Raw genomic sequence first — 26,400 nt, 5'->3', positions numbered from 1 at the left:
CTCTATCCCACGCACGGCACCCACGGCATCCGGAAGGTCCATTCTTGGTACAGACATCTCCCACCCCACGCACGGTTCTCATCACGGGCGGCAACCGCGGAATCGGATTCGCGATCGCCGAGGAGTTCCTCGCCCAGGGACACAGGGTCGCTGTGACCGCTCGCTCGGGCGCTGGCCCCGCCGGCAGCCTCACCGTGCGCGCCGACGTCACCGATGCAGCATCCATCGACCAGGCGTTCAGCGAGATCGAGCGCGAACTCGGCCCGGTGGAAGTCGTCGTCGCCAACGCCGGAATCACCAAAGACACTCTGCTCATGCGCATGACCGAGGATGACTTCGACAGCGTTGTGAACACGAACCTCGGTGGGGCATTCCGCGTGGTCAAGCGAGCGTCGAAAGGAATGCTCAAGGCGCGGTTCGGCCGGGTCATCCTGATCTCGAGCGTCGTCGGCCTCTATGGCGGGCCGGGGCAGGTCAACTACTCGGCGTCCAAGGCGGGGCTGGTCGGCATGGCGCGCTCAATCACCCGCGAACTCGGTGCGCGCGGCATCACGGCGAACGTCGTTGCACCAGGTTTCATCGAAACGGATATGACGGCTGAGCTTCCCGAAGCGACACAGGCTGAGTACAAGAAGAGCATTCCTGCCGGCCGCTTTGCGACACCGTCAGAGGTCGCGAAGGCCGTCGCGTGGCTGGCCAGCGACGACGCCGGATACATTTCCGGCGCGGTCATTCCCGTCGACGGCGGCCTCGGCATGGGGCACTAGTCGTACTGACCGGAGAGGGTGAGTGAGCGACTCACTCACCCTGACCGTGCACCGGCCTCGCGTTCGCCGGGGGTTCGCCGACCTCGTGGACGGTATGACCGCTGCACGCCGTCCCGGTTACGCTGGCCCGCTCGATGCGCGACACGGTGAACCATCGCATTGCGGTGCGCAGTCGGCACCACCCAACCAGGTACCACTGGCCGTTCGTGGAGGCGAACAGCACGGGTTCGACGTCCCGCGTGGTCGTGGTCCCATCTCTCGACGTGTAGCGAATGCGAATTACTCGCTGCTCGGCCATCCCCTCCTCCAGCGCAGACCTGATTATGCGTGAGGAGGTGGGAATCGCGTTGACCCAGACGCGGCCGGCCAGCTCGTCGGCTCGTGCCCGGGTTCTGGGATCGAGGACGTCCATGATCTTCTGGATCCCCGCTGCTGCCAAATCGCCGTAGGGGGCGTCGGGTGCAGCGGACACCGCCGCGAGGAGCGCAACGGCCTGCGCCGGGGACAGGCTGACGGGCGGCAGGGACGCGCCTGCAGCCAGTCCGTAGCCACCGCCGGGTCCCGGGCGCGACCATACGGCCGCGCCGCTCTGCTCGAGCGCAGCGAGGTCTCTCTTGACCGTGCGCACTGAAACACCGAACTCTCTCGACAGTCGCTCCGCGGAGCACCCCCGTGATCCATGACGGCGCAGCATCTCCGACAGGGCATGGAGTCGTTCCGCTCGCTTCACCGTTCTGCCCTCATCAAATTCATGACACAAATAGTGACATACAGCTGCCCGGAGCACCCGCGAGAGTGGTGCCATGACAACAAGTGCGAGCCGCCCGACCATCATTCTCATCGCCGGCCACTGGCTGGGCGCCTGGGCGTGGGATGACGTCCTTCAACACCTGAAAACCGACCACTCTCGTGCACTCGCGATGACGCTGCCCGGCCTCGATGGCGACGATCCCGAGCGTCGTGCGAAGACTCTCGACGATCAAGCCGCCGCGGTCCTGGAGCTCTTCGCCAGGCTCGGTGTCTCCGAGGATCTGCCCGCAACTCTCGTCGCCCACAGTGGCGCGAACTTCCCGGTCAGCCTTGTCCTTGACCGCCACCCTGAGCTTGTCCAACGGGTGGTGTGGATCGACTCCGGCCCTGTGGCGACGGGAAGCGTCTTCGCGCCGGACCTGCCGGAGGGGGTGGAGGAGCTTCCGCTGCCGCCGCTCGAGGTGCTCGCGCAGCAGGCGAGCCTCGAAGGCCTGAGCGCCGAGGTCCTCGAGCGTTTTCGGGCTCGGGCCGTCCCTGAGCCCGGCCCCGTGCTCCGCCAGCCCGTCGAGCTCACGAACGATGCCCGCCGCACCGTCCGGACCACCCTGGTGTGCTGCTCGATCCCGAGCGCGCAGGTGCTGGAGCTGGCCCGCGCAGGCCATGCCATGTTCGCCGAAGTCGCGAACATCGAGCACCTCGACGTCATCGACCTCCCGACGGGGCATTGGCCTATGTGGAGCCGTCCCCGCGACCTCGCCACGGCCATTCAGTCAGCAGCCACACGAACCGACCAGACCCCTGGCGTCAGCCCCGAAGGCCGAGGAGCGGGAGCACGTCGCTGAGGTCGACGTCAGCCGCCGTGACATTCGCCCTCTCGCGAACAGCGGGCTTCGCGTTGAATGCAACGCTGAGCCCCGCCGTGTGCATCATCAGCAGGTCGTTCGCTCCGTCGCCGACAGCGACGGTGCGAGAGAGCGGGATGCCGTCAGCCGCCGCCCACTCGGCCAGGGCCTCAGCTTTCGCCTGCGCGTCGATGATCGGGCCGCGAACAACACCGGTCAGGCGTCCGTTTACGACCTCGAGACGATTCGCCCGCAAGTGGTCCAGCCCGAGCCGAGCGCCGAGAGGGTCGAGCAGTTCGTGGAACCCGCCTGACACCACGCCGACGCGTGATCCACCCTTGTGAAGGCCGTCGATCAGCGCCGTTGCTCCGCGAGTGACGGTGATCCGGTCGCGGACGACGCCAAACACGGAATCGCTGAGACCCGCGAGCGTCGCCACCCGCTCACGAAGGCTCGCGGCGAAGTCGAGCTCGCCGCGCATCGCCCGCTCGGTCACCCGTGCAACGTGGTCGAGTGAGCCGGCCTCCTGCGCAAGCAGTTCGATGGCCTCGTTCTCGATGAGGGTCGAGTCAGCGTCGAGCACGACGAGGAAACGCGCCGGAGCGATCACGCCCGGCATACCGGTGAGACTCATGGAGTGACGCGCACGCCCTTGCCCACAACGGTGAGTCCTGAGTCCGTGACTGTGAAACCGCGGGCGCGATCACGATCATGATCGACCCCGATCGAGGCACCGGATTCGACGACGACATCCTTATCGAGGATCGCGCGCCTCACGACAGCATCCGGGCGAACCTCGACGCGGTCGAAGAGCACGGAGTCGATCACCCGAGCACCTGAGTCGATCTTCGACCAGGCCCCGAGCACGCTTCGCTCGATATGCGCACCCGAGATGAGGGAGCCGAGCGAGACGATGGAGTCGATGGTCGTCCCCAGGTTGCCCTTGCCGTCGCGCACGAACTTCGCCGGGGGAGAGTTCAGCTGCTGGCTGAAGATCGGCCACTTGCTGTTGTACAGGTTGAAGATCGGGAGCGTCGAGATGAGATCCTGGTGCGCCTCGAAGAACGAGTCGATGGTCCCGACATCCCGCCAGTAGTACCTGTCGCGATCGGTGGAACCCGGAACATCGTTGCGCTTGAGGTCGTAGACGCCCGCGTCACCCGCCGCGACGAAGGCCGGGATGATGTCGCCGCCCATGTCGTGATTCGACGCGGTCAGCTCGCCGTCCTTCGTCACCGCTTCGATGAGGGCCTCTGTCGTGAACACGTAGTTACCCATCGATGCGAGCACTTCGTGCGGCGCATCGGCGAGTCCTTCGGCGTTGATCGGCTTCTCGAGGAACTCGGAGATCTTCGTCGGGTCGTCCTGGTCGAGCTGGATCACGCCGAACTGGTCGCTCAGTTCGATCGGCTGGCGGATCGCGGCGACGGTTGCACCGCGGCCAGAGTCGATGTGTGCCTGGATCATGTCGCGGAAGTCCATCCGGTAGACGTGGTCGGCGCCGACAACGACAACGATGTCCGGCTTTTCGTCGCGGATGAGGTTGAGGCTTTGCAGGATCGCGTCGGCCGAGCCGGAGAACCAGCGTTTGCCGAGGCGCTGCTGCGCCGGGACGGATGCCACGTACGAGTTCAGCAGCCCGGACAGGCGCCAGGTCTGCGAGACGTGCCTGTCGAGGCTGTGCGACTTGTACTGCGTGAGTACGACGATTTGCGTGAGTCCTGAGTTGATCAGGTTCGACAGCGCAAAGTCGATGAGCCTGTACTGACCGGCGAACGGGACTGCGGGCTTCGCCCTGTCGGCGGTGAGGGGCATCAGTCGTTTGCCCTCACCCCCGGCGAGGACGATGCCAAATATCTTCTTCGATGCGACCATGCACCAAGACTATTGCAGCCCAAGCTGTACTAGCGTTCGTGGTATGCGTGTTGATCTTCTGACCCGGGAATATCCCCCGGAGGTATATGGCGGTGCCGGAGTGCACGCCGCTGAACTTGTGACCGCCATGCGGTCTGACATCGACGTCACTGTGCGGTGTTTTGGGGCTCCGCGTGACGAGCCCAACACCTTCGCCTACGGCGTCCCGGTCGAACTCGCGCAGGCGAATCCCGCACTGACGACGCTCGGCACCGACCTGGCGATCGCGCAGGATGTCGGGGGAGCGGATCTCGTTCACTCCCACACCTGGTACGCGAACGGCGCCGGTCACCTCGCCAAGCTGCTGCACGGCATCCCGCACATCGTGACCGCCCACAGCCTCGAACCGCTGCGGCCGTGGAAGGCCGAGCAACTCGGCGGCGGGTACCGCGTGTCGAGCTGGATCGAGAAAACAGCATTTGAGAACGCGGATGCCGTCGTTGCGGTCAGCGACGGAATGCGCCGGGACATCCTGAAGAGCTATCCGCGGCTGGATGAGTCACGCGTGCACACCATCTACAACGGAATCGACCTGACCGAGTGGAAACCCGTTTCCGATCCTGAACTCGTGCGCTCGCTCGGGATCGACCCCGATCGCCCAAGTGTGGTGTTCGTCGGCAGGATTACCCGCCAGAAGGGGTTGCCGTACCTGTTGCGCGCCGCGGCGCTCCTGCCGGATGACGTGCAGCTTGTGCTCTGCGCCGGCGCGCCAGACACGCCAGAAATTCTTGCCGAGGTCGAGGCTGGTGTCCGCGAACTGCAGAAGCAGCGTTCGGGCGTGGTCTGGATCGACAGGCTCCTGCCCCGCTACGAGCTGTGCGCGATTCTCAGCCAGGCCACGACCTTCGTGTGTCCGTCGGTGTACGAACCGCTCGGAATCGTCAACCTCGAGGCGATGGCGTGTGGAGCAGCCGTCGTCGGGACGGCAACCGGGGGTATTCCCGAGGTCGTCGACGACGGCGTGACCGGGAGACTCGTCCCGATCGACCAGGTTCAGGACGGGACGGGAACTCCGGTCGATCCTGAGCGCTTCGTTGCCGATCTCGCGGCAACGCTCACCGAGGTTGTTTCGGACCGGGACCGGGCCAACCGAATGGGCGAGGCGGGTCGGGTCCGCGCTGAAGCCGAATTCGGCTGGGCGCGCATCGGTCGGCAAACCATCGACCTCTATCGCTCGGTGCTCGCCGGCGCCTGAGCCCCGTGATCGGGGTGAGCGAGAAGAAGAGAGGCGTTGGCCGACGCACGGTCAGGAATGGGCGTGGCGGAGCTGGTTGGACGGATAGGCTTGGACCCATGTCGAGCGTTTTGCAGTTGAGTGATGTATCGGTCGTGCGCAATGGCCGCGCGATCGTGGATTCCGTGTCGTGGTCGGTTGAACCGGACCAGCGATGGGTCGTTCTCGGCCCCAATGGTGCGGGGAAGACGACGGTGCTGCAGCTCGCATCGACGCTCATCTACCCGACCAGGGGTTCCGTCGAGATTCTCGACTCCACCCTGGGCAAGACCGACGTCTTCGAGCTCCGCCCGCGCATCGGAATCGCGTCGACGGCCATGGCTCGACGGGTACCGGCAGACGAGACCGTCCTCAACGTCGTCATGACCGCCGCGTATTCAGTCACCGGCAGGTGGAATGAAGAGTACGAGGACATCGACATCAAGCGCGCGAAGCGTGTGCTGACGGAGTGGCGCCTGGATCACCTCGCCGAGAGGAGCTTCGGCACCCTCAGCGACGGCGAGCAGAAGCGCGTGCAGATCGCCAGGGCCGTCATGACCGATCCCGAACTTCTGCTGCTCGATGAGCCGGCGGCGAGCCTCGACCTCGGTTCGCGTGAGGAACTGGTCGCGTTGCTCGGCGGTTACGCCCAGTCGGAAGACTCGCCCGCCATCATCATGGTTACTCACCACGTTGAGGAGATCCCGGTCGGCTTCACTCACGCGCTGCTCCTCAAAGACGGCGCGGTTGTGGCCTCAGGGCCCCTGAGGGAAGCCCTGACCAGCGAGAGCCTCACCACGACCTTCGGCCTGCCCATTGAACTGACCGAAAACAACGGTCGTTTCTCGGCTCGTGCCGAGTAGCTCCGACTTTCTGATAAAGTAGGTAGCTGGCCCGAGGGGCCACAAGCTTTCTTGCCATACCTGAGCCTCAGGCACTGGTGCAGGGCGAGACTGAAACAATCCACACGACTCACAAGGAAGTCCTCATGAAGACTGACATCCACCCCAACTACCAGGCTGTAGTTTTCCGCGACCTCGCTTCGGGCGCAACGTTCCTCACCCGTTCGACGGTGACGAGCTCGAAGACCATGGAGTGGGAAGACGGAACCACCTACCCGGTGATCGACGTTGAGATCTCGTCGGAGTCGCACCCGTTCTACACGGGCAAGCAGCGCATCATGGACTCCGCTGGACGTGTCGAGAAGTTCAACCAGCGCTTCAAGGGCTTCGGCGCGTAGCCACCAGCCTTACAAGAAAGACCCGCAACGAAAGTTGCGGGTCTTTTTTTGCTGCCTGCGCCTGGTGCTGCGGGCGATTCGTGCCGGCGCAGCGCAGCGTTTCGCTTCAGCGCACCGGCCACCCGGCGGACGCAACGTAGGTGGCGTCGCGGGTGCGGCGGATGTAGTCCTGGAAGCTGTCCGACTGCTCTTTGCACCAGCCGGCCTGCAGTTCGTGCAGCTCAAACGCGTCGATATCGAGTGCGCGGGAGTGTGCGCGGGCGATGGCCTGCGCGACGCGGCCTGCGGCGATCGCATCGGCGCCGGCGTCGTGGGCGTCGGTGAGTTCGACGCCGTAGAAGGCAGCCGCTGCCTCGAGCGTGCGCTTGCCCTTGCGGTATTTGTCGAGCGCCTTGTCGATGACAAGCGGGTCGATCACCGGAAGGGGGTCGACGATCGGCGGGATGCCGTGACGCAGCGCCTCGTTGAACAGCAGGGACAGGTCGTATGGGGCGTTGTAGATGACGACGGGGGTTCCTTCGTCGAAGAGCTCGCGGAGCGTTTCTACGATTTCGCGAACAACGATCGGCGCGGAACGCCCGTAGGACTGCGCGAACTCCGTGGTGATGCCGTGCACGGCGGTCGCCTCACCCGGGATCTCGACCCCGGGGTCAGCGATCCAGTCGCGGCGCCGAAGCACTGAGCCATCTTTGTCGAGAACGCCGACGTTCGCGGAGACGATGCGACTGGTCGTCACGTCAATGCCTGTGGTCTCCAAATCGAAGACGGCGAGAGAGTCTGACCAGTGTTTGACCGCTGTTGTTTCCACATTTTTTACTCTAGGTGAGACGACCGACAGCCCGGTTCAGCCGTGCCGGTGTTGCGCAAACGGCGAATCACCCGGGCGTGCGATGTGCAGCCAGTAGAAGCTCTGCGTGGCTATCGTCAGGGTCACCCGGCCTGTGTCATCGAACGGGGGGAACTCGGCGCCACCGAACAGATCGAACAGCCGGCAGCCTGCAAGGTCGGGTGCGACGAGTGTTGTGGCGACGGGGTGGTGCGAGAAGCTGAAGACGCACAGAATGTCTTCCTGCTCGTCGCCGCTGCTCCTGCCGGTTCCCCGGTAGCTGCGGACGAAGCCCAGCACCGATTCGTGGTCCGCCTGAAGTACCTCGATGCTGCCCATGCCGAGCGCGGGATGACCCCTCCTGACGTGAATGACGTTCCGCACCCAGTGCAGCAGAGACCGGGACTGGGCGAGCTGGGACTCGACGTTGACCAGCGTGTAATTGAAGACGAGCGACTGGACGACCGGCAGGAAGAGTTTGCCGGGATCGGCAGAGGAGAACCCGGCGTTGCGGTCAGGCGTCCACTGCATCGGTGTGCGGGACGAGTCCCGGTCGGCGAGCCAGATATTGTCGCCCATTCCGATCTCGTCGCCGTAGTAAATGAACGGACTCCCCGGCAGCGAAAAGAGCAGGGCGTGTGCCAGTTCAAGTTCCGCGCGCGAGTTGTCGAGCAGGGGAGCGAGGCGGCGGCGGATTCCGACGTTTGCGCGCATCCGTGGGTCATAGGCGTACCAGCCGTACATCGCCTGCCGGTATTCCTCACTGACCATTTCGAGGGTGAGCTCGTCGTGGTTGCGAAGGAAGACACCCCAGCCGGCCCACTCGGGAATGTCCTGTGTCTCCGCGAGAACCCGCCCGAGTTCCTCGGCCTGCTGCGACCGCAGCGAGTAGAAAATACGGGGCATGACCGGAAAGTCGAACGCCATGTGGCACTCGGGCTCCTCATCGGTACCGAAGTACTCGGAGACCTCCCTGGGCCACTGATTCGCCTCGGCGATGAGTACGCGGCCCGGGTACTCGAGGTCCACCATCGCCCTGAGCAGCTTCGCAAAGCCGTGGGTTTTCGGCTCGCCTTCACCGTTGCCATCGTCTGACTCGTACAGGTACGGGATGGCATCCAGGCGGATGCCATCCACACCCATATCGAGCCAGTAACGTATCGCCTCGAAGATCGCCTCGTGCACCGCAGGGTTCTCGAAGTTGAGGTCTGGCTGGTGCGAGAAGAACCTGTGGAAGAAGAACTGCCGGCGCACAGGGTCGAACGCCCAGTTGGAGTCCTCGGTGTCGGTGAAGATGATCCTGATGTCTGGCCACTTCTGGTCGGAATCGCTCCACACGTAGAAGTCACCGTACGGTCCATCGGGGTCGCTGCGGGACTCCTGGAACCAGCGGTGCTGGTCAGAGGTGTGGTTGAGCGGCATGTCGATAATGATGCGCATGTTGCGCTCGTGGGCCTTCGAGACCAGATCGCGGAACTCCTCGAGGCTGCCGAACTCGGGCAGGATGGCCTGGTAGTCAGAGACGTCATAGCCTCCGTCCCTCAGCGGCGAGGAGTAGAACGGCGGAAGCCACAGAGCATCGACGCCCAGCCACTGCAGGTAGTCCAGCCGCGTTGCCAGACCCTGCAGGTCACCGGCGCCGTCCCCGTTGCTGTCGACGTACGAGCGGACCATGACCTCGTAAAAGATCGCCCTGCGGTACCAGAGCGGATCGCGCGCGAGCCCCGGCAACTGTATGGGAGCGGTGAAGGTCACGGGTATCCAATCACGTCACTGTGCGAGCCAATGAATCCTTGGCTTGAGTCTAGGGTCGCCGCCTTCGGCTTGGCAGGAGCCACAGTGCCTAAACTGGGAACGCCATGACAACGACCTCGCCATACTCCAGCCTTCTCGATCGCATTCCGGTGACGAAGCAGCAGATCTCGATCGGCGGGAGCAGTGCCGCCTACTGGGAGTACGGCACGCCGTCTGACCGCCCGACAATCGTGATGGTGCACGGGTTCCGCGGTGATCACCACGGGCTCGAACCCGTCGTTGCCCATCTGCCCGGCTTCCACATCATCAGTCCCGACCTTCCGGGCTTTGGCGAATCCGAACCGCTGCGGCTCAGTCGCCACGACCTCGACGGCTATGCCGGCTGGCTGAAGCGATTCGTGGACGCACTCGACCTGGACTCGAAGCCGATCATCCTCGGGCACTCGTTCGGCTCGATCGTCGTCTCCGCGGCACTGGCGCGCACCGGGCTGGCCACCGACCGGCTCATTCTGGTCAATCCGATCGCGGCTCCAGCGCTGTCGGGGCCACGCGGCATCCTGACCCGGCTCGCCGTCCTCTACTACCAGCTCGGCGCCGTTCTGCCCGAGCCCATCGGCTTCGGTTTACTCCGCAACCGGATCATCGTCCGCGTGATGAGCCAGACAATGGCCAAGACGAAGAGCCGGACGCTGCGTAAATGGATTCACAGCGAACACGACAGGTACTTCAGTGCCTTCAGCGATCGTGACGTGGTTCTTGAAGCGTTTCGGGCATCCGTCTCAAACGATGTCAGCGAGTTCGCGAAGTCGATCGATGCGCGCACCCTCCTGATCGCCGCGGACCGGGACGACATCACACCGGTGAGCGCGCAGCACACGTTGACCGCCCTGTTTCCGGATGCAGCGCTCGAGATCATCCCCGACGTTGGACATCTCATCCACTACGAAGTGCCCGAACGGGCAGCGACACTCATCGAGGAGTTCCTCACACCAGATCCGCGGTCGACATCGCTCGTGGACCCGGACGAGGCGCCACTGTGAAACTTGTCGTTGACTGCCGGTGGGTGACGGGCGATCCCGATGACCACCTGAGTCTCATGAGCCTCGGGCTGATCCGTGCCCTGGCTGAGCGACGGCGGTTCGTGATGCTCGTCGGGCCGAAGACGCGGCTGGCGCTGCTGCCGGACCTCCCCTGGGAACTGTTCCCGCATCCGCTGAGCCCTCGCGAGTTCCTGACCGGTCGGCGGCTCAACTCGATCGATACCGATGTGCTCTTTTCGCCCGCTCCGACCTGGGGCGGCTGGGGCCGTCGATACGGCCTCGCGATCGCCGGGGGAGTGCCGCACGCCGCGCCCGACGCGCCACTCTCCGAACGGTTGCGTCTGCTCGTGTGGCGGTTCCCGTTGTCCAGGGGAGTGATGACCCGCAGGGCGGATATCGTCGTGGGCGTGTCGCGGGCGCAGCAACGCAGTCTCATCACGGGCAGCGCTCCCGGCCAGCCCGTTGTCACCCTTCACGCGACGGACACGGCGAGCGACGATGTTTCCGCCTGGCGGCCCTCAGCCGAACAGCTTGAGCAGGTGCTGATCGAGCTCGACAACTCGCGGCGGAGCGCTCGAGCCAGGTAGGAGCGTCTGCGGGGCTCCATCACTGGCGCGGGGCGCTTACACGCCATACGCTGGCTCCATGACTGCTTCCCCGGACACCCCGACCCTTCCGCGCTGGCTGTGGGTCGTAGCCGTGGTGTGGACGCTCCTGCTCATCGGCCTCGGTCTCTGGATCGCCCTCACCACCGGCTACTGGATCGCCCTTGTGCTCGCTGTCGCGCTTGCCGCGCCGATCGACCTCATGCTCGTTCGGCACTCACGCCGCGCCACAGCGACGCACGCAGACATCCGTCGCTAGCGAGTACGCCGTTCGGCCGACGCTGATGGTCGTAGAGGGAGCCCGGTGGGGCACTACGGACCCCACTGCAACTGACAGCGCGAGAGAAATGCATCGAGTCGCCGCTTCATCTGAGGGAGTCCGGTTGGCTCGCCTTTCTCAGCCTCGGTATACCGGAGGAAGTGTTTGTAGTTTTCCGGGTAGCCCAATGTACGAAGATGTGTCTCGACGGCATCCCACGGGTCATCGAAGCTGGCCCACACAACGTTGATTCGAGCGAGCCCCACATAAGCCCACACATCCAGGGGCTGGCCGAGGGGCGTGCTGGCAGCCACAGCCGCATCCAACAGGGAAGGAACCCGCTCGAGATCGTCTGACAGCAGCAGCGCAATCGTTTCTTCGACGGAACCCTCCTCAAGATCGCCGGCTCGGTATCGCACAACTTCGAGGCTCACGACGTCGGAAGCCGTGAGGAAATCGGCCTCAACCCCGAACCGAACAACGGCCGGCTCGATAAACCTGCTCGCGACGAAACGACGGAGGTCCTGTGCGCCCGGTAGAACAGCTGTCTCGTCCTTCGGGAGAACGGGTGACCGTTTGGAACGCCGTCTGGAACGCTTCGTGAAGAACATGTCATTTTCCTCGGGTCGGAGTGTTGCCTTGAAGTTGCCGGCATTCGGCGTACTTTCCGTCGATGTTATTGGGTGACCTGACCGTTGAACCCTCCGCCCAGCTTCGGGCCGACGTTACGCCTCGAGTGAACCGTCTTGTCTGACGCACGTGAGTCACAGTTCTATGAACGTATGAAGCTACTCGTTCTCGGCGGCACAGAATTCGTGGGTCGCGCCCTCGTCGATGCAGGACTCAACCGGGGCTGGGATGTGACCACGTTCAACCGCGGCACGCATCCGCCACGAGCGGGCGTAACGGCAGTGACCGGTGACCGCACAAGCCCACGAGGCATCCAGGACCTCACCGACCATGACGGCGACTGGGACGTCGTTGCGGATACCTGGTCGTGGGCCCCGTCGACGGTTCGAGACACAACGCGGGCGCTCGCCGCCCGTGCGCGGCGATACGTCTACATTTCGAGCTGCTCGGTCTACGGCTTTCCCACCCAGCCGGGCTCGACCGAGGACTCGCCGGTCGTCGACAGTTCGGCCGACGATGACACGTTCGACGATTACGCCAGGGCCAAGGCTGGGGCAGAGCGTGCTGTGACGGATGCCTTCGGCGAACGTGCAATCCTGGCCCGCGCCGGGCTGATCCTCGGCCCGCATGAGAACATCGGCCGACTGCCGTGGTGGCTGCTGCGCGCGGCCCGCGGCGGACGCATCCTTGCCCCAGGGACCCCGGACGCCGGCATCCAGTACATCGACGCCCGGGACCTCGCCAACTGGGCACTGACCGCAGCCGAGGACGGGGTTTCCGGACCCGTCAATGTCATCAGCAAGCCTTCCCAGACGACCATGGGGGAGGTCCTCGAACTCTGCCTGCGTGCGACCGGCTCGACCGGCTTGCTGGAGTGGGTGACCCCCGAGAGAATCCTCGAGGCGGGAATCGAGCCGTGGACACAGCTTCCGCTGTGGCTGCCACCCGGCGAAGCGCACGACACCATGTACCGCATCGACGTGAGCCGCGCCTATGAAACGGGCCTCAGCATCCGCCCGATTTCCGAGACTGTCGCGGACACCTGGGCCTGGCTGCAGAGCATCGGGGGAGTGCCGCCACAGCGTACGGACCGCCCATCGCCGGGGATCGATCCCCGGCGGGAAGCCGAGGTCCTCGCCGCGCTCAACCGCCCGGCTGACGTCAGGTGACACCGGACCTGGGCAGCAGTCACCGAACCTAGGTGACCAGTCGCTCCGCGAGCGCGGTCAGGGTTTCGCTCGCCCCGGCATCCAGCTTCACGTCGGCACGCCCATCGCCCTTGGTCTCACCACGGTTGATGATGATGATCGGCAACTTGCTCCGGCGCGCGTGTTCCAGGAGACGGATGCCGGAGTTGACGACGAGTGACGACCCCGCGATGACGAGCGCGTCGGCTGCGGAAACGATATCCCGTGCCTCCGTGAACTTGTCTGACGGGACAAACTCACCGAAGAAGACGACGTCGGGTTTCAGTGCGCCACCGCACACCGAGCAGACCGGAACCACGAAATTGTCGACGTCAGCGATCTCTGCGTCGCCGTCCGGGTTCAACGTCACGGCATCCGGTCTGGACAACCACGGGTTTTCCGCTTCGATCCGCGCGGCGATGCTCGCGCGCGCAAAAGTCTGGCCACAGACGAGGCAACTGACCCGGTCCATCGAGCCGTGGAGATCAACCACGCGGCGGGAACCGGCCCGCACGTGCAGACCGTCGACGTTCTGGGTGACGATGCCGGTGACGAGTCCTGCCTCCTCGAGTGCGGCGAGGACCTTGTGCCCGGCATTGGGCCTCGCGGCGTCGAACATGGCCCAGCCCAGGTGGCTGCCGGCCCAGTACCGCTTGCGTGACGAGTCGTTGAGCAGGAACTGCGAGACAGTCATGGGCGTGCGCTTGGGTGCGCCCTCTCCCCGGTAGTCGGGTATTCCGGAGTCGGTGCTCATTCCGGCACCGGTGAGGACGGCAAACCGCCGCCCCTCGAGGAGCGCGTATGCTGCATCAAGCCGATCAGTGTCTATCGCTGGTGTTTCGCTTGCGAGCGTTGTCATGTGAACCTCCGAACCTCGCAGATGTCACGATGGTAAACAACTCACGTGTCGGGATTGTTTCGCGACGCACATCCACCGGCCTGTCTCTCTCAAACCCTACGCCACCCACCCGAAGGACCACCCGTGCGAATCGTCCCCATCGACAGCCTCGACATCGAGGGTCTCGGCGACTACGCCCGCCTCACCGACGTCGCACTCCGCCGTGTGAGCGAACCCGCGGGCGGCCTCTACATCGCCGAGTCGCACAAGGTCATCGCCCGCGCGCTCAACGCGGGTCACACACCTCGTTCGCTGCTTCTTCAGGAGCAGTGGATCCCGGATGTCACTCCGCTGCTTGCCGATTTTCCCGATGTCCCGGTCTACGTCGGCGACGCGGCAACCCTCGAGTCGCTGACGGGTTACCACATGCACCGGGGGGCGCTCGCCGCGATGCACCGGCCCCCTCTGCAACCGATGGAAGACGTCATCCGGGACGCTACCCGGATCGTCATCCTGGAGGACATCGTCGATCACACCAACGTCGGTGCGATCTTCCGGGCCGTTGCCGGCCTCGGCGCCGACGCCGTTCTCATCACGCCGCGGTGCGCCGACCCGCTCTACCGCCGCAGTGTGAGGGTCAGCATGGGAACCGTCCTCCAGGTGCCGTGGACCCGAATGCCTGAATGGCCGGAAGCGCGGCGGATCCTGGACGAGGCCGGCTTCCACGTCGCCGCCCTCGCCCTCGACGATCGCGCGATCACCCTCGATGACTTCGCCGCTCACCTCCCGGACAAGATCGCCCTCACGATGGGCGCGGAGGGGGACGGCCTCAGCGCCCAGGCACTGGAGGCAGCCGACTCGACGGTGATCATCCCGATGATGCACGGTGTCGACTCGCTCAACGTCGCCTCGGCGAGTGCGGTGGCGCTCTGGGCGATTCGCGACCGCCGAGCCTCGGCGGACGATCCAACAGCGCGCAGATAGACTTCATATCCGTGTACCAGTCCCGTCAGCCGCTCTCAGACCGACGGGTGTACCTGCGACGCAGGCTCACCGTCTTCGGTGTCCTCGTTCTCATCCTCGGGATCATCGGCTATCTCGTGTTCGCCGTGCTCCGTCCGCTCCCTGCGACGGCCGCGAACCTCGAACCAGCGGAGACCATTACCCAGACCGTCACCCAGGTGGCGTGGCCGGCGTACGGCAACGGCGCGATCGGCGCCGTTGGCTTTGACGGCATCCTCTCCAGTCACGGCTCACAGGAATCGACGCCGATGGCCAGCATCACGAAGTCGGTGACGGCCCTCGTCGTGCTCGAAGCGATGCCCCTGGGCGAAGGCGAATCGGGACCGCAACTTACCCTCACCGAAGACGACCAGCGCATTTACACCGAAGTGATCGCCGAGGGGGGTTCGGCCGCACCCGTTGCCGTTGGGTCCGTCTTCACCGAGCGCCAGTTGCTCGAAGCGTTGATGTTGCCGTCGGCCAACAACTACAGCATCACCCTGGCCAACTGGGCATATGGATCGGTGGATGCCTTCCTCGTGGCGGCCACAGCCTGGCTTGGCACACACGGCTTCGCCGGCACGCATCTCGCGGACTCCAGCGGCATCAGCCCGGACAGCAGATCGACACCGGCCGATCTCGTCAAAATCGGCGAAATGGTCCTCGCTCACCCCGTTCTTTCCGAGATCGTGTCGCAGCAGTCGGCAGACCTGCCGATCATCGGGCCGGTGAGCAACACGAACAAGATCCTCGGCCAGGGGGGAATCATCGGACTGAAGACCGGGACGACCCGCGTCGCGGGCGCCTGTCTGCTGTTCGCGGCCGAACTCACCGTTGGCCGAGAGACGGTCACGGTGGTCGGGGTGATTCTCGGCGCGCCCAATCATAAAGAGCTCTTCTCGTCGGTGCTCGGTCTCCTCACTACCGTCGAGGCTGGCTTCAGGGAGCTTCCCCTCGTCACCGAGGGAGAGTCATTCGGGAGCTACACCACACCGTGGGGCTCGACATCCGACATCGTCGCCACCGAATCGGCATCCGTTCTGGTGTGGCAGGACGCGTCCGTCGCTGTTGAGGTCTCTGCGTCACCCCTGATTTCGGGCCCATCAGGACTCGACGTCGGTGAAGCGACCTTCACCGTCGCGGATTCGGTCATCGACGTCCCGCTCGCGCTGTCCGATGACCTCACCGAGGCTGACACCGGCTGGCGAATCACCCATCCGTCCGACTGACGCACGACCCACCGAACGCGTCGCGTTCAGTCCCCGGCTGGAAGGTCGCCGTCACGGAAGAATTTCTCCGCCTGCGGCCGCTTTGCGGTGATGAAGTCCCCGGAGGACTGGTGACGCAGGCGCCGGAGGACCCACGGAACGAAGAACTGTCGCGCCCAGACGAAATCCTCCGTGCGTGCCTCCCGCCAGGTCGCCGGCCGTACCGGCTCAGGCTTGAGCGGCTCCAGGCCGTTGGGAACCGCGAGGGAATCAAGCACCATCCTGGCCACGGTGTGGTGGCCGAGTGCATTGAGGTGCAGCCGGTCGTTCGACCACATCCGCGCGTTCTGGATCTCGGTCAGCGCCCACTGGTCGGCGACGATGCAGTCGTACTTCGCCGCGACGCTCCTGAGGTTCTCGTTGTAGATCGCCACCTTGCCACGGATGGTGCGCAACACCGGTGAGAAACCGACGTCGACGCCGGTAAAGAGCACAATGGTGGCGCCGTCCCGCGAGAGCCGGGCAATCGCATCGTCCACTTTCTGCGCTATGACGTCCGGATCGGTGCCCGGACGAAGCACGTCGTTGCCCCCCGCCGAAATGGTGATCAGATCAGGGTGGAGGTCAAGGGCCGGTTCGATCTGATCCGCGGCGATTTGAGCGATCAGTTTTCCGCGTACAGCCAGATTGGCATAGGCGAAATCGTCCACACCCTGCGAGAGCACTTCGGCCACGCGATCCGCCCAGCCCCTGTGGGCTCCCGGCGGCGACGGGTACGGGTCTCCGATGCCCTCGGTGAACGAATCTCCGAGAGCGACAAAACGCGTCCACGGATGCGGCCGCTCCTGAAAAATCGAAACCTCGTCAGAAGATAATGCGTCCATCAACCCGAGTTTACCCGGCGAAGCATCATCGGTCACGGTCCGTGACGTGCCGCTCGTCGGGTAGATTGGTATCCAGTGAGTACAGAGTTCGAGCCGGTCCCCCCAAAGTCCGAAGCACCAGCAATCCGCATCGGAACCAGCGCCGCCGAACACCTCTCACCCACCTTCCCTGAGCGTGCAGCGTGGGGAACGGTCTCCAAGCTTCGCGCCTGGCAGGAAGAGGCGCTCACCGCCTACTTCGTTCACGAACCCCGCGATTTCCTCGCCGCTGCAACGCCCGGCGCCGGGAAGACGACGTTCGCGCTTCGGCTCGCCGCCGAACTGCTCGCCCGCAAAACCGTCGATCGCATCACCGTGGTCGCGCCGACCGAGCACCTCAAGAGGCAGTGGGCGGATGCCGCACACCGCGCCGGCATCCGACTCGACCCGATGTTTTCCAACAGCGACGGTCGTTACGGCAGCCACTATCACGGTGTCGCCGTCACCTACGCCCAGGTCGCGGTCCGCGCCGCGCTGCACAAGGACATCACCGAATCACACCGCACCCTCGTCATCCTTGACGAGGTGCACCACGGTGGTGACGCGCTCAGCTGGGGTGACGCGATCCGTGAGGCCTTCGAACCGGCAACCCGCCGGCTCTCGCTGACCGGGACCCCGTTCCGGTCGGACACCGCCCCGATCCCGTTTGTCAGCTACCTGCCGGACAAAGACGGCATCCGCACGTCACTTACCGACTACAACTACGGCTACGGTCGCGCACTCGCCGACGGCGTCGTTCGCCCGGTCATGTTCATGGTCTACGCCGGACACATGCGCTGGCGGACCAATGCCGGCGACGAGATGGAAGCAAGGCTCGGCGAGGGCAACACCAAGGACATCACCTCGCAGGCCTGGCGTACGGCGCTCGACCCGGCAGGGGAGTGGATCCCGCAGGTGCTGCAGGCTGCCGACCGGCGCCTCAGCGAGGTGCGTCATGGCATCCCGGATGCCGGTGGCCTGGTCATCGCGACCGACCAGACCGCGGCACGCGCGTACGCGAAGATCCTGCACGGCATCACCGGGGAACCGCCGACTGTCGTACTGAGCGATGAGAAGGAAGCATCCGATCGCATCGACGACTTCTCGGCGGGCACGAGCCGCTGGATGGTCGCGGTCCGCATGGTTTCCGAGGGCGTCGACGTGCCACGGCTCGCGGTTGGCGTCTACGCGACGAGCGCATCGACCCCCCTGTTCTTCGCCCAGGCCATCGGACGGTTCGTGCGGGCACGGCGTCGCGGTGAAACGGCATCCGTTTTCCTCCCCGATGTTCCCAACCTGATGAACCTCGCGAGTGCCCTCGAACTCGAGCGCGACCACGCGCTCGATCGGAAAAGCGACGGCAGCGGCGAGGGGGACATGTGGAACCCGGAAGACGCGATGGTCGCAGAGGCCAACCGCGAATCCAAGGGGTCCGATTCGCTCGGCGATGAGTTCCGGTACGAGGCCATGTCTTCGTCGGCGAACTTCGACCGCGTCGTTTACGACGGGGACGAATTCGGCCAATGGGCAGAGCCGGGCACTGAGGAAGAGCTCGACTTCATCGGCCTTCCCGGCCTCCTCGAACCCGAGCAGGTTCACGAGCTCCTGACGCAGCGTCAGGCGCGGCAGGCAAAGCGCCACTCGACCCGCAGCGAGGCACCTCAGGCGACGGCAACAGACAAGTCGACCGATGTCCCGCCGCCGCTCTACCGGACGCTCAAGGAGCAGCGCAGCCTCCTCAACAGCCTCGTTGGGCTGTACGCGAAGTCCACGAATCAGGGCCATGGCCTCGTTCACGCTGAGTTGCGGCGGATGTGCGGCGGACCCGCCGTTCAACAGGCCAGTGTGACGCAACTGCAGTCCCGCATCGAGCTTCTGCGGAAGCGGATGAACGGTAGGCGCTGACCCGACCCGCGGTAACGCTGTGATCCTCGCGAACTTCGCCGCGGTGTCGTGACGCGCGACCAGCACGAGTGTCAAAGCTGGTGATATCGTCAGCCATCCAGCGGAAGGCGGACATCAACACGCCATCCGCTGACCGATGGTCCCACGACGGCGGACCCGCCCAGTTCTTCCGCGCGGTCGACCATGGATTCTACGCCGACTCCGGGCTTCCACTCGGTCACCGGTTCCCCGTCATCGTCCACGACGATTCGAATTTCCGCACCGACGGACACCGCCACTGTGCAGAGCGAACCAACTGAGTGCTTGAGCACGTTTTCCAACGACTCAGCCACAATTCGATAGGCTGCCAGTTCTGTGGCGGGTGAGAACTCCGGGAACGCGGGGTCAACGGTAGCCCGGATGGTGACCGTCTGGCGGGGGTCGTCGTTCAGACTGGAAATGCGTCTGCGGAGTGCGCCGTCGAAACCATATTTGTCCAGTTCGACCGGACGTAATCCGTACACCACCCGACGGACGTCGCTGATGGATGAGCGCACTTCGTGTCGCAACTGGGTCAGCAGCTCGGCTGCACCGTCCGGGTCGCTGTGGACGAGGTTGAACGCCGCATCGGCGTGGAATGCCGCCCCGGTGAGCGCCGGGCCGAGACCATCGTGCAGCTCGCGATGGAGCCGTTTTCTCTCTCGTTCACGGGCTTGGGCTGTGGCAGAACGGGCGGCTTTGAGTTGTTCGGCCAGTTCGATGGCGTGCTGGGCAACCGAGAGCGGAACCCCGATCAGGCTGAGTGCCCGCCGGTCCGCGTCATGGAGAGTTCGCTCGCCCCGGCGAAGGGCGACGACGAGTGTTGATTCGTGGTGCCCGCGGTAGGCGAGGTCGACGGTCGCGGTCGCAGTGACGCCGGCCAGGTCTCCGGCGGACGCGATCGTGGGCCCGTCCGGCTGTTTTCTGAGCGCCAGGTAGGGCAACCGGAGATCCTGCCGAGCCCGTTCGAGCAGCATGGACAGATCGCCGTCCGATCGCTGGAGCTGCTGGGAGAGAGCCAACGCCGTCGTGAGCTGGTCTTCGCGGTTACCGTAGAAGGCGCGCGTGATGAGCCGCTGGAGCATGATGCGGAGCGGATTGAAAACCAGCGCCACCCCGATCGCTGCCGCAATCGGAACCGACTGATCAGCGGAGGCGGGCACGACGAGGTTGAGGCCAGCGACAAGCGCGACGTAGCCGGCAATGGTCGCCCCGATGGCCAGTGTGTAGATAAGCGTCCGGGAGAGGACGATTCGGATGTCAAGGAGCTGATACCGCAGGATGGCGATGGCGATGGCGACGGGAAAAAGGGCGACACCAAGAAGCGCGAGAATCGGCCCATCGCCGGTAATCCATCGCTGTGAGTTGAGCAGTCCGGCAGCGAAAAACGCGAGGATCAGCCACAGCAGTTGTCTCTTCTGGCGTTCGCTACCGGTCACGTACCGTTCGAGAAGCGAGAGACCGACCAGCACGTAGAAGGCACCCGTCAGTACCGTCGATGCCTCGGCCAGCACTGTCGGTGGCTGGTACCCCACCGACAGGATGGACGCCGTCCGTTCGTCGCCGAGGAGACTTGCGTCAGACAGGACCCCTGCGACGACGTTGTATGCGGCAGAGACAGCGATGCCAATTGCGAGCGGCAGCCATCGTCTGGAGGGGAGGTGCCCGGTGGGAAAAAGCAGCAGCGCGAGCAGGAACAGTCCAGGCAGCCCGATGAGCCACCCGACGTGGAACGCTGTCGTCAACGACCGTGTCACGACTACCGGCCACCCGTCGCTGACCCCCCACAGGATGAGCGTTGCCCCCGCTGCGGCGGCCAGGTGGCCGGTTCCGCAGACGAGCAGCAACCACCCCACCGCGTTGGACGGCCGAAACCACGCGAGAACTGACCCCGAAGACACCAGGCTCGCCCCGATCACCAGATTCGTCAGGGTGTAGCTGTCAACGAAGAGACGGAACGGCGTACCGAAGGCGAGAGCGATACCGATCGCGAGCACAGTCAGCACGGCGCCGATGCCGCTCACGATGATGACCACCCCGTGAGTTCGGCTCCGGCGGCGCATGGGGCGTTCCTGGACGGGAACCTCGGACTCAGTCACGGCGCCCCAGGCCTGCTTCCCTCGCCAGGACGATAGCCCGGCTTCTCGTCGCAGTTCCGAGCTTGAGGAAGATGGACGAGATGTGGTTGCTCACGGTCTTGGGTGACAGGTGGAGTTCGTCCGAGATCGAGGCGTTGTCGATGCCCGTCGCAATGAGGTGGAGAATCTCGCGCTCGCGCGCAGTGAGGCGCGGCAGGACGGGGGCAGGCGCGGGGTGTGCAAGACGGTCGAGCACCCGACCGGCAACCGGGCCGCTGAAAATCGCTTCTCCCGCGGCGACGGCGCGAATTGCACGGTCTATTTCCCCCTGCTCCGCACCTTTGACGAGATAGCCACGCGCGCCCGCACGCAGTGCGTCACCGACCAGGTCATCGTCGTCGTACATCGTCAGGATCAGCACGTTGATGTGTGGTGAACGATGGAGGATCTGTTCCGTTGCCTCGATGCCGCTCATGTCGGGCATGCGAAGGTCCATGACGACAACGTCCGGGGCGCGCAGCGCCGATTCCCGTACGGCCTCTCGGCCAGACCCGACCTGACCGACAACGGTGATCCCCGGAAGGGTACTGAGCAGCGATACCAACCCGTGTCGGACCACGGGGTGGTCATCGGCAATCAGGACGGAAATGCTGTCGCCGCGCTGACTCGGGCGCTCCATTGCTTGATTATGCTCGCTCCCTGGCCAGGGATGATAGGTGCCTGCCCCCAAATCACCCGGGCAAAATCACCCGTGCCATCAGGGCGAAGCGGGGCCGGGGTCCCATCCGTCAGTCGTGTGGTCGCCTCGATCATGGTGTCAGCGGCAATCGGTGCCGCGCCGGAAGATCACCTGGAGGTTTTCACATGGTCACTGACAACTCAGCCCGCGCTGATCGGAGAGTGTCGCCCAGAGCCACGTCAGCGCCGACGACCACTGCGGATGTGGCCGTTCGGGACGTCCGTACGCTTCGGCGTTGCGTAGCGGCGGTCCTTTTGCCCGTCGGCCCTGTGGCGGTGTCGCTGATCCGCTTCACGCTCCCTGGGGCACCCGTCGGTGAGACCGTCGCGGCCAATCAGGGTGTCCAGTCCGCCGTTCTGTGGCTGGACGTGCTTGCCCTGTTCACGTTGCTCCCGGGAGCGTGGGCGGCGCTCCAGCTCGCACGACGGCACAGCCCTATTCTGGCGCTCGTCGCTGGTGCGTTCCTCGTACCCGGCTACCTCGCCCTGAGTGTCCTGACCGGCCTCGACGCCGCGGTACTGGCGGCAACGCAGATCGGTCTGAGCCCGGACGAGGTTACGGCGCTTGGTACGCGACTTCTGGCGATGCCGAGCCAGGACTTCCTTCTCAGCGTATTCATCGTCGGACACATCGTCGGAGTGGTTCTGCTCGGAGTCCTGAGCTACCGGCGCAGGTTGATGCCACGGGCGGTGGCGATCCTCCTTGTGATCTCACAACCGCTTCATTTCGTCGCGGTTATGACCGACGTTCGCTGGCTCGATCTGATCGCCTGGAACCTGACAGCGCTCGGAATGGCTTTCCTGGCCTGGCGGATCCTCCACACACCGAATGACGAGTGGGAGCTGGGGCCACTCCCGGGACGCAACACCTGACAGATCACATATTGACGGGTTAAAAGCGAAAAGCCGGATCCAATGGACCCGGCTTTTCTACTGTCTCAACACAGTTCTTCACAATGTGCGCGAAGGGGGACTTGAACCCCCACGCCCGTAAGGGCACTAGCACCTCAAGCTAGCGCGTCTGCCATTTCCGCCACCCGCGCATTGTTTTGTTTCTGTTTCTGGCCGGTTACCGAAGCACCCTGCCGAGAGAAAACTTTAGCACGGTTTTCGGGACGCAATGAACACACACCGTCTGTGCCGACACCGATAGCGTTGTGGCATGAATTTCGACGCGCAATCACCAGGCACGGCACAGGCTCCCATCGACGCTGAGCTCGACGAGACCGTGCGGCTCGCCAGGGACCTCATTCGCATGGACACCACCAACTACGGCGGGGGTAAGTCCAAGGGGGAGACGATTGCCGCCGAATACGTCGCGGAGTACCTGCGGGGACTCGGTCTCGAGCCGGAACTGATCGACTCAGATCCCGGACGCACCAGCGTCGTCGCGCGGGTCGCTGGACGCGACAGCTCGAAGGGTGCACTCGTCGTTCACGGCCACCTCGACGTCGTCCCCGCCGACCCGCGCAACTGGAGCGTCGATCCCTTCGGTGGTGTGATCCGTGACGGGATGCTGTGGGGCAGGGGAGCGGTCGACATGAAGAACATGGATGCCATGATCCTCACCGCGGTGGCCGACATCCTGCGGGGTGGCGAACGCCCGGCGCGTGACCTCATCCTGGCGTTCTTCGCCGACGAGGAGAACGGCGGAGTCCTTGGCTCTCATCACCTCGTCTCGACCCGGCCTGACCTGTTCGAAGGTGCGACGGAGGCCATCAGCGAAGTGGGCGGATATTCCATCACGCTCGGCGGCAAGCGCGCGTACCTCGTGCAGACCGGAGAAAAAGCTCTGCTGTGGGTGAAGCTCATCGCGAGGGGTCCGGCGGCTCACGGCTCGCGCGTCGTCCGGGAGAACGCCATCACACGCCTGGCCGAAGCCGTCGCGGCCGTCGGCAGGCAGGAATGGCCGATCAGGCTCACCGATACGACGACGGCACTCCTCGACGAAGTCGCCCGCATCCTCGGCGTCGACCCGCAGGCACTCGGCCCGGACGAACTTGCCCTCGCGACCGGAACGGCATCCGGCTTCATCCAGGCGTCACTCCGCACCACCACAAATCCCACAGTGCTGACGGCCGGATACAAGCACAACGTCGTTCCGGACACCGCAGAGGCGCTCGTCGACATCCGTTCGTTGCCCGGTGAGGAAGACGCTGTTCTCGCCGCGGTGCAGGAACTCGTCGGACCCGACATCGAAATCGAGGTGATGCACCGGGACGTCGGCCTCGAGAACGAGTTTGCCGGCCCGCTGATCGACGCCATGATCGAAACGCTCAGGATCCACGATCCCGGCGCCGAGGTGCTGCCATACCTCCTGCCGGCGGGTACCGACAACAAGGCTCTGTCAATGCTCGGCATCACCGGATACGGCTTCGCTCCGCTCCTCCTGCCACCCGAGCTCGATTTCCCCGCCATGTTCCACGGTGTTGACGAGCGTGTCCCGCTCGACGCATTAGTCTTTGGCAGGCGGGTTTTGACCGACCTGCTTCGCACTTACTGACGAAAAGCAAGGATTCCGTGGACATTCTCAACGCGATAATTCTGGGTCTTGTACAGGGACTCACCGAATTTCTCCCGGTGTCGTCGAGCGCTCACCTGCGCATCGTCGGCGAGTTCCTCGGAACAGGCGGCGACCCAGGGGCGCGCTTCACCGCAATCACCCAGATCGGCACAGAACTCGCTGTCGTCATCCTGTTCTGGAAAGACATCGTGCGCATCATCGGTGCGTGGTGCCGTGCGCTCGTGGGAAAGATTCCGCGCAACGACCCTGACGCCCGCATGGGCTGGCTCATCATCATCGGCTCGGTGCCGATCGTCGTTCTCGGTCTGCTGTTCCAGGATCAGATTGAGACCACACTGCGGTCCCTGTGGTTCACGGCATCCATGCTCATCGGCTTCGGCATCCTTCTCGGAATCGCCGACTGGATCGGCCGGAAGAACCTCAAACTCGAGAACCTCGGGTACCGCGATGGCATCATCTTCGGACTGGCCCAGGCCCTCGCGCTCATCCCCGGGGTGTCACGTTCGGGTGGAACGATCACCGCGGGGCTCTTCCTCGGCTATGAACGGGCAGCAGCCGCCAGATACGCGTTCCTCCTCGCGATTCCCGCCGTACTCGGCAGCGGCTTCTTCCAGATCTATAAGTCGATAGCCGACCCGTGCGTCGAAGGCGCGACCGATTGCATCCCGGAGATTTACGGCCCTGGGGAGACCCTGATCGCGACGGTCATTGCCTTCATCGTCGCCATCTTCGTCATCAAGTTCTTCATGAGCTACATCTCGAAGCGCAGCTTCATGCCCTTCGTGATCTACCGCATCCTGCTCGGTGTCGTCGTCTTCATCCTGCTCGGCACCGGTGTCCTCACGGCCTAGCCGCGCAGCTTAGGCTGGACAGGTGAAGGCATGGAATAGACCGCTCGTCCCGACCCTCCCCGGCAACTCGCTTCCGCCGTGTCTTTTCGACACAGCAACCGGCGGCATGATTGAGGCACACACCGGGGAGATCGCGCGGTTGTACGTCTGCGGGATCACGCCGTACGACGCGACCCACATGGGACACGCTGCGACCTACCTTGCCTACGACACCCTGCAGCGCGTGTGGCTCGACGGCGGCCTCGAGGTCCACTACGCCCAAAACGTCACCGACATCGACGACCCCCTGCTCGAACGCGCGGCAGCCACGGGAGTCGACTGGCGAGACCTCGCCGAAAGCCAGGTCGAATTGTTCCGGGGCGATATGGAGGCCCTCAGCATCCTCCCGCCCGAGAACTACGTCGCGGTCACCGAGGTGCTCGACGAAATAGCCGAGGCAGTCAGACGGCTTGTGGCCGCAGGAGCGGCATACTCTGTGCCGACCCCGGATTCAACCGTCGGTGACGACATCTACTTCGACAGTGCCGCGGCTGCGAAAATCGGCCCGTGGAAGCTCGGCGACGTCAGCAATTACGACGCAGAAACCATGGTGAAGTACTTCGCAGAGCGCGGGGGAGACCCGGACCGCGCCGGTAAGCGCGATCGCCTCGATCCACTCCTCTGGCGCGCGGCACGCGACTCGGAGCCGAGCTGGCCTTCGAGCGTCGGCCGCGGCCGGCCCGGGTGGCATATCGAGTGCTCGGTGATCGCCCTGATGGAGCTCGGCACCGACTTCACGGTGCAGGGCGGCGGCGGCGACCTCGTCTTTCCGCATCACGAACTCAGTGCCGGCCACGCGTCTGCCCTGAGCGGGCACCCGCTAGCACGGGTCTACAGCCACGCCGGCCTCGTCGCCTTCGAGGGCGAGAAGATGTCGAAGTCGCTCGGGAACCTCGTGCTCATCTCCCGCCTGCTTCAGTCGGGCGTCGACGCGCGCTCGATTCGGCTGGCGATCCTCGCACACCACTACCGCTCGGACTGGGAGTGGACCGACCGTTTGCTCGTCGACGCGGCGGCGCGGCTCAGCCTGTGGCAGAGCGCCTTCAGGCCGACGGACGACATCAGCACGAGTGCTGCGACCCCGGACGCTTTCGATTCGCACGCAGTGCTCTCGGCCCTTCGGTCGGCGCTCCAGCTCGACCTCGACACGCCTGCTGCGCTCCGTGTGATCGACGACGCGGCGACGAGCGGTGTGACCGACCCCGAGCTGATTCGCCGCGCCATTCACGCGCTGCTCGGCGTGGAACTCTGACCGTCGAACGGCACGGC

General features: G+C 64.7%; 26 protein-coding genes and 1 tRNA gene. 16 read left to right on the top strand and 11 right to left on the bottom strand.

The window, feature by feature from the left end; genetic code table 11:
- Positions 1-44 precede the first annotated feature (44 nt).
- On the top strand, positions 45-767 hold the full coding sequence (locus AC1C2N_RS10605; protein WP_495433947.1) for a beta-ketoacyl-ACP reductase: 723 nt from the start codon (positions 45-47) through the stop codon (positions 765-767).
- Positions 768-798: 31 nt separating this feature from the next.
- Here AC1C2N_RS10605 and AC1C2N_RS10600 read toward each other — a convergent pair whose 3' ends face one another.
- The gene (locus AC1C2N_RS10600) at positions 799-1,497 is read right to left on the bottom strand and encodes a helix-turn-helix transcriptional regulator (RefSeq protein WP_495433946.1); all 699 of its coding nucleotides are present in this window, start codon (positions 1,495-1,497) and stop codon (positions 799-801) included.
- A gap of 73 nt (positions 1,498-1,570) precedes the next feature.
- Between AC1C2N_RS10600 and AC1C2N_RS10595 the strand changes: the two genes are divergently transcribed.
- Positions 1,571-2,359 carry an alpha/beta fold hydrolase gene (locus AC1C2N_RS10595; RefSeq protein ID WP_495433945.1) on the top strand — a complete coding sequence of 263 codons (789 nt, stop codon included), beginning with the start codon at positions 1,571-1,573 and terminating at the stop codon, positions 2,357-2,359.
- Here the strand turns inward: AC1C2N_RS10595 and serB are convergent.
- Positions 2,322-2,993, bottom strand: coding sequence for a phosphoserine phosphatase SerB (serB, locus tag AC1C2N_RS10590; RefSeq protein WP_495433944.1), 672 nt, complete (start codon positions 2,991-2,993; stop codon positions 2,322-2,324). The two genes, AC1C2N_RS10595 and serB, sit on opposite strands and share 38 nt — an antisense overlap.
- On the bottom strand, positions 2,990-4,234 hold the full coding sequence (locus AC1C2N_RS10585) for a glucose-1-phosphate adenylyltransferase (protein WP_108390956.1): 1,245 nt from the start codon (positions 4,232-4,234) through the stop codon (positions 2,990-2,992). The genes serB and AC1C2N_RS10585 overlap by 4 nt, the downstream gene beginning before the upstream one ends.
- A gap of 43 nt (positions 4,235-4,277) precedes the next feature.
- On the opposite strand from AC1C2N_RS10585, the gene glgA reads away from it, so the two are divergent.
- The 3 genes from glgA (at position 4,278) to AC1C2N_RS10570 (ending at position 6,726) form a co-directional block, all read left to right on the top strand.
- Entirely contained in the window at positions 4,278-5,468 is a 1,191-nt protein-coding gene (gene glgA / locus AC1C2N_RS10580) for a glycogen synthase (protein WP_483404090.1), read from the top strand.
- Positions 5,469-5,566: 98 nt separating this feature from the next.
- Positions 5,567-6,349 carry an ABC transporter ATP-binding protein gene (locus AC1C2N_RS10575; RefSeq protein WP_483404089.1) on the top strand — a complete coding sequence of 261 codons (783 nt, stop codon included), beginning with the start codon at positions 5,567-5,569 and terminating at the stop codon, positions 6,347-6,349.
- Positions 6,350-6,474: 125 nt separating this feature from the next.
- Positions 6,475-6,726 (top strand): type B 50S ribosomal protein L31, encoded by a 252-nt coding sequence (locus AC1C2N_RS10570; RefSeq protein ID WP_108390953.1) that lies wholly within the window; start codon positions 6,475-6,477, stop codon positions 6,724-6,726.
- Between the two features lie 106 nt (positions 6,727-6,832).
- On the opposite strand, the gene AC1C2N_RS10565 is transcribed toward AC1C2N_RS10570, so the two are convergent.
- On the bottom strand, positions 6,833-7,534 hold the full coding sequence (locus AC1C2N_RS10565) for an exonuclease domain-containing protein (RefSeq protein WP_495433943.1): 702 nt from the start codon (positions 7,532-7,534) through the stop codon (positions 6,833-6,835).
- 36 nt (positions 7,535-7,570) lie between these two features.
- A complete protein-coding gene (treS, locus tag AC1C2N_RS10560; protein WP_495433942.1) occupies positions 7,571-9,307 on the bottom strand; it encodes a maltose alpha-D-glucosyltransferase in 1,737 nt (578 codons plus the stop codon).
- A 104-nt stretch (positions 9,308-9,411) separates the two neighbouring features.
- Between treS and AC1C2N_RS10555 the strand changes: the two genes are divergently transcribed.
- From AC1C2N_RS10555 to AC1C2N_RS10545, 3 genes are read left to right on the top strand one after another with little or no spacing between them, the layout of a single operon-like run.
- Positions 9,412-10,347, top strand: a complete 936-nt coding sequence (locus tag AC1C2N_RS10555) for an alpha/beta fold hydrolase (protein WP_495433941.1) — start codon at positions 9,412-9,414, stop codon at positions 10,345-10,347.
- On the top strand, positions 10,344-10,934 hold the full coding sequence (locus tag AC1C2N_RS10550; RefSeq protein ID WP_495433940.1) for a hypothetical protein: 591 nt from the start codon (positions 10,344-10,346) through the stop codon (positions 10,932-10,934). Before AC1C2N_RS10555 ends, AC1C2N_RS10550 begins: the two co-directional genes overlap by 4 nt.
- A gap of 58 nt (positions 10,935-10,992) precedes the next feature.
- On the top strand, positions 10,993-11,211 hold the full coding sequence (locus tag AC1C2N_RS10545; protein WP_495433939.1) for a hypothetical protein: 219 nt from the start codon (positions 10,993-10,995) through the stop codon (positions 11,209-11,211).
- A gap of 53 nt (positions 11,212-11,264) precedes the next feature.
- On the opposite strand, the gene AC1C2N_RS10540 is transcribed toward AC1C2N_RS10545, so the two are convergent.
- Positions 11,265-11,822 (bottom strand): DUF2247 family protein, encoded by a 558-nt coding sequence (locus tag AC1C2N_RS10540; protein WP_495433938.1) that lies wholly within the window; start codon positions 11,820-11,822, stop codon positions 11,265-11,267.
- A 171-nt stretch (positions 11,823-11,993) separates the two neighbouring features.
- Between AC1C2N_RS10540 and AC1C2N_RS10535 the strand changes: the two genes are divergently transcribed.
- On the top strand, positions 11,994-13,010 hold the full coding sequence (locus AC1C2N_RS10535) for an NAD-dependent epimerase/dehydratase family protein (RefSeq protein WP_495433937.1): 1,017 nt from the start codon (positions 11,994-11,996) through the stop codon (positions 13,008-13,010).
- Positions 13,011-13,038: 28 nt separating this feature from the next.
- Here the strand turns inward: AC1C2N_RS10535 and AC1C2N_RS10530 are convergent, their stop codons facing one another.
- On the bottom strand, positions 13,039-13,887 hold the full coding sequence (locus AC1C2N_RS10530) for a Sir2 family NAD-dependent protein deacetylase (RefSeq protein WP_495433936.1): 849 nt from the start codon (positions 13,885-13,887) through the stop codon (positions 13,039-13,041).
- A gap of 123 nt (positions 13,888-14,010) precedes the next feature.
- Here AC1C2N_RS10530 and AC1C2N_RS10525 point away from each other — a divergent pair, with 123 nt between their 5' ends.
- Both AC1C2N_RS10525 and AC1C2N_RS10520 read left to right on the top strand, forming a co-directional pair.
- Positions 14,011-14,850 (top strand): TrmH family RNA methyltransferase, encoded by an 840-nt coding sequence (locus AC1C2N_RS10525; RefSeq protein WP_495433935.1) that lies wholly within the window; start codon positions 14,011-14,013, stop codon positions 14,848-14,850.
- 11 nt (positions 14,851-14,861) lie between these two features.
- Positions 14,862-16,097: a D-alanyl-D-alanine carboxypeptidase family protein gene (locus AC1C2N_RS10520; RefSeq protein WP_495433934.1), complete on the top strand. Its 1,236-nt coding sequence runs from the start codon at positions 14,862-14,864 to the stop codon at positions 16,095-16,097.
- Between the two features lie 26 nt (positions 16,098-16,123).
- Here AC1C2N_RS10520 and AC1C2N_RS10515 read toward each other — a convergent pair whose 3' ends face one another.
- Complete coding sequence (locus AC1C2N_RS10515) at positions 16,124-16,960, bottom strand: SGNH/GDSL hydrolase family protein (RefSeq protein WP_483404078.1); 837 nt, start codon at positions 16,958-16,960, stop codon at positions 16,124-16,126.
- 75 nt (positions 16,961-17,035) lie between these two features.
- Between AC1C2N_RS10515 and AC1C2N_RS10510 the strand changes: the two genes are divergently transcribed.
- A complete protein-coding gene (locus AC1C2N_RS10510) occupies positions 17,036-18,883 on the top strand; it encodes a DEAD/DEAH box helicase (protein WP_495433933.1) in 1,848 nt (615 codons plus the stop codon).
- 89 nt (positions 18,884-18,972) lie between these two features.
- Here the strand turns inward: AC1C2N_RS10510 and AC1C2N_RS10505 are convergent, their stop codons facing one another.
- Together AC1C2N_RS10505 and AC1C2N_RS10500 are read right to left on the bottom strand one after the other, a co-directional pair.
- Positions 18,973-21,000, bottom strand: coding sequence for a sensor histidine kinase (locus AC1C2N_RS10505; protein WP_483404076.1), 2,028 nt, complete (start codon positions 20,998-21,000; stop codon positions 18,973-18,975).
- Positions 20,993-21,658: a response regulator transcription factor gene (locus tag AC1C2N_RS10500; RefSeq protein WP_483404075.1), complete on the bottom strand. Its 666-nt coding sequence runs from the start codon at positions 21,656-21,658 to the stop codon at positions 20,993-20,995. The genes AC1C2N_RS10505 and AC1C2N_RS10500 overlap by 8 nt, the downstream gene beginning before the upstream one ends.
- A 185-nt stretch (positions 21,659-21,843) precedes the next feature.
- Here AC1C2N_RS10500 and AC1C2N_RS10495 point away from each other — a divergent pair, with 185 nt between their 5' ends.
- A complete protein-coding gene (locus AC1C2N_RS10495; protein WP_495433932.1) occupies positions 21,844-22,590 on the top strand; it encodes a DUF4386 family protein in 747 nt (248 codons plus the stop codon).
- A gap of 86 nt (positions 22,591-22,676) precedes the next feature.
- Here the strand turns inward: AC1C2N_RS10495 and AC1C2N_RS10490 are convergent.
- A tRNA-Leu gene (locus AC1C2N_RS10490) sits at positions 22,677-22,760 on the bottom strand.
- A gap of 119 nt (positions 22,761-22,879) precedes the next feature.
- Between AC1C2N_RS10490 and AC1C2N_RS10485 the strand changes: the two genes are divergently transcribed.
- Genes AC1C2N_RS10485 through mshC form a run of 3 tightly spaced genes read left to right on the top strand, consistent with a single transcriptional unit; the run spans position 22,880 to position 26,383 of the window.
- Complete coding sequence (locus AC1C2N_RS10485; protein ID WP_483404073.1) at positions 22,880-24,220, top strand: M20/M25/M40 family metallo-hydrolase; 1,341 nt, start codon at positions 22,880-22,882, stop codon at positions 24,218-24,220.
- A gap of 17 nt (positions 24,221-24,237) precedes the next feature.
- Positions 24,238-25,092: an undecaprenyl-diphosphate phosphatase gene (locus AC1C2N_RS10480; protein WP_483404072.1), complete on the top strand. Its 855-nt coding sequence runs from the start codon at positions 24,238-24,240 to the stop codon at positions 25,090-25,092.
- Between the two features lie 22 nt (positions 25,093-25,114).
- Entirely contained in the window at positions 25,115-26,383 is a 1,269-nt protein-coding gene (gene mshC / locus AC1C2N_RS10475) for a cysteine--1-D-myo-inosityl 2-amino-2-deoxy-alpha-D-glucopyranoside ligase (RefSeq protein WP_483404071.1), read from the top strand.
- Positions 26,384-26,400 lie beyond the last annotated feature (17 nt).

The organism is Mycetocola sp. Y791 (genome assembly GCF_059445325.1).
The sequence above is the reverse complement of the archived record's forward strand: the minus strand, read 5'-3'. Positions and strand labels throughout refer to the sequence as shown.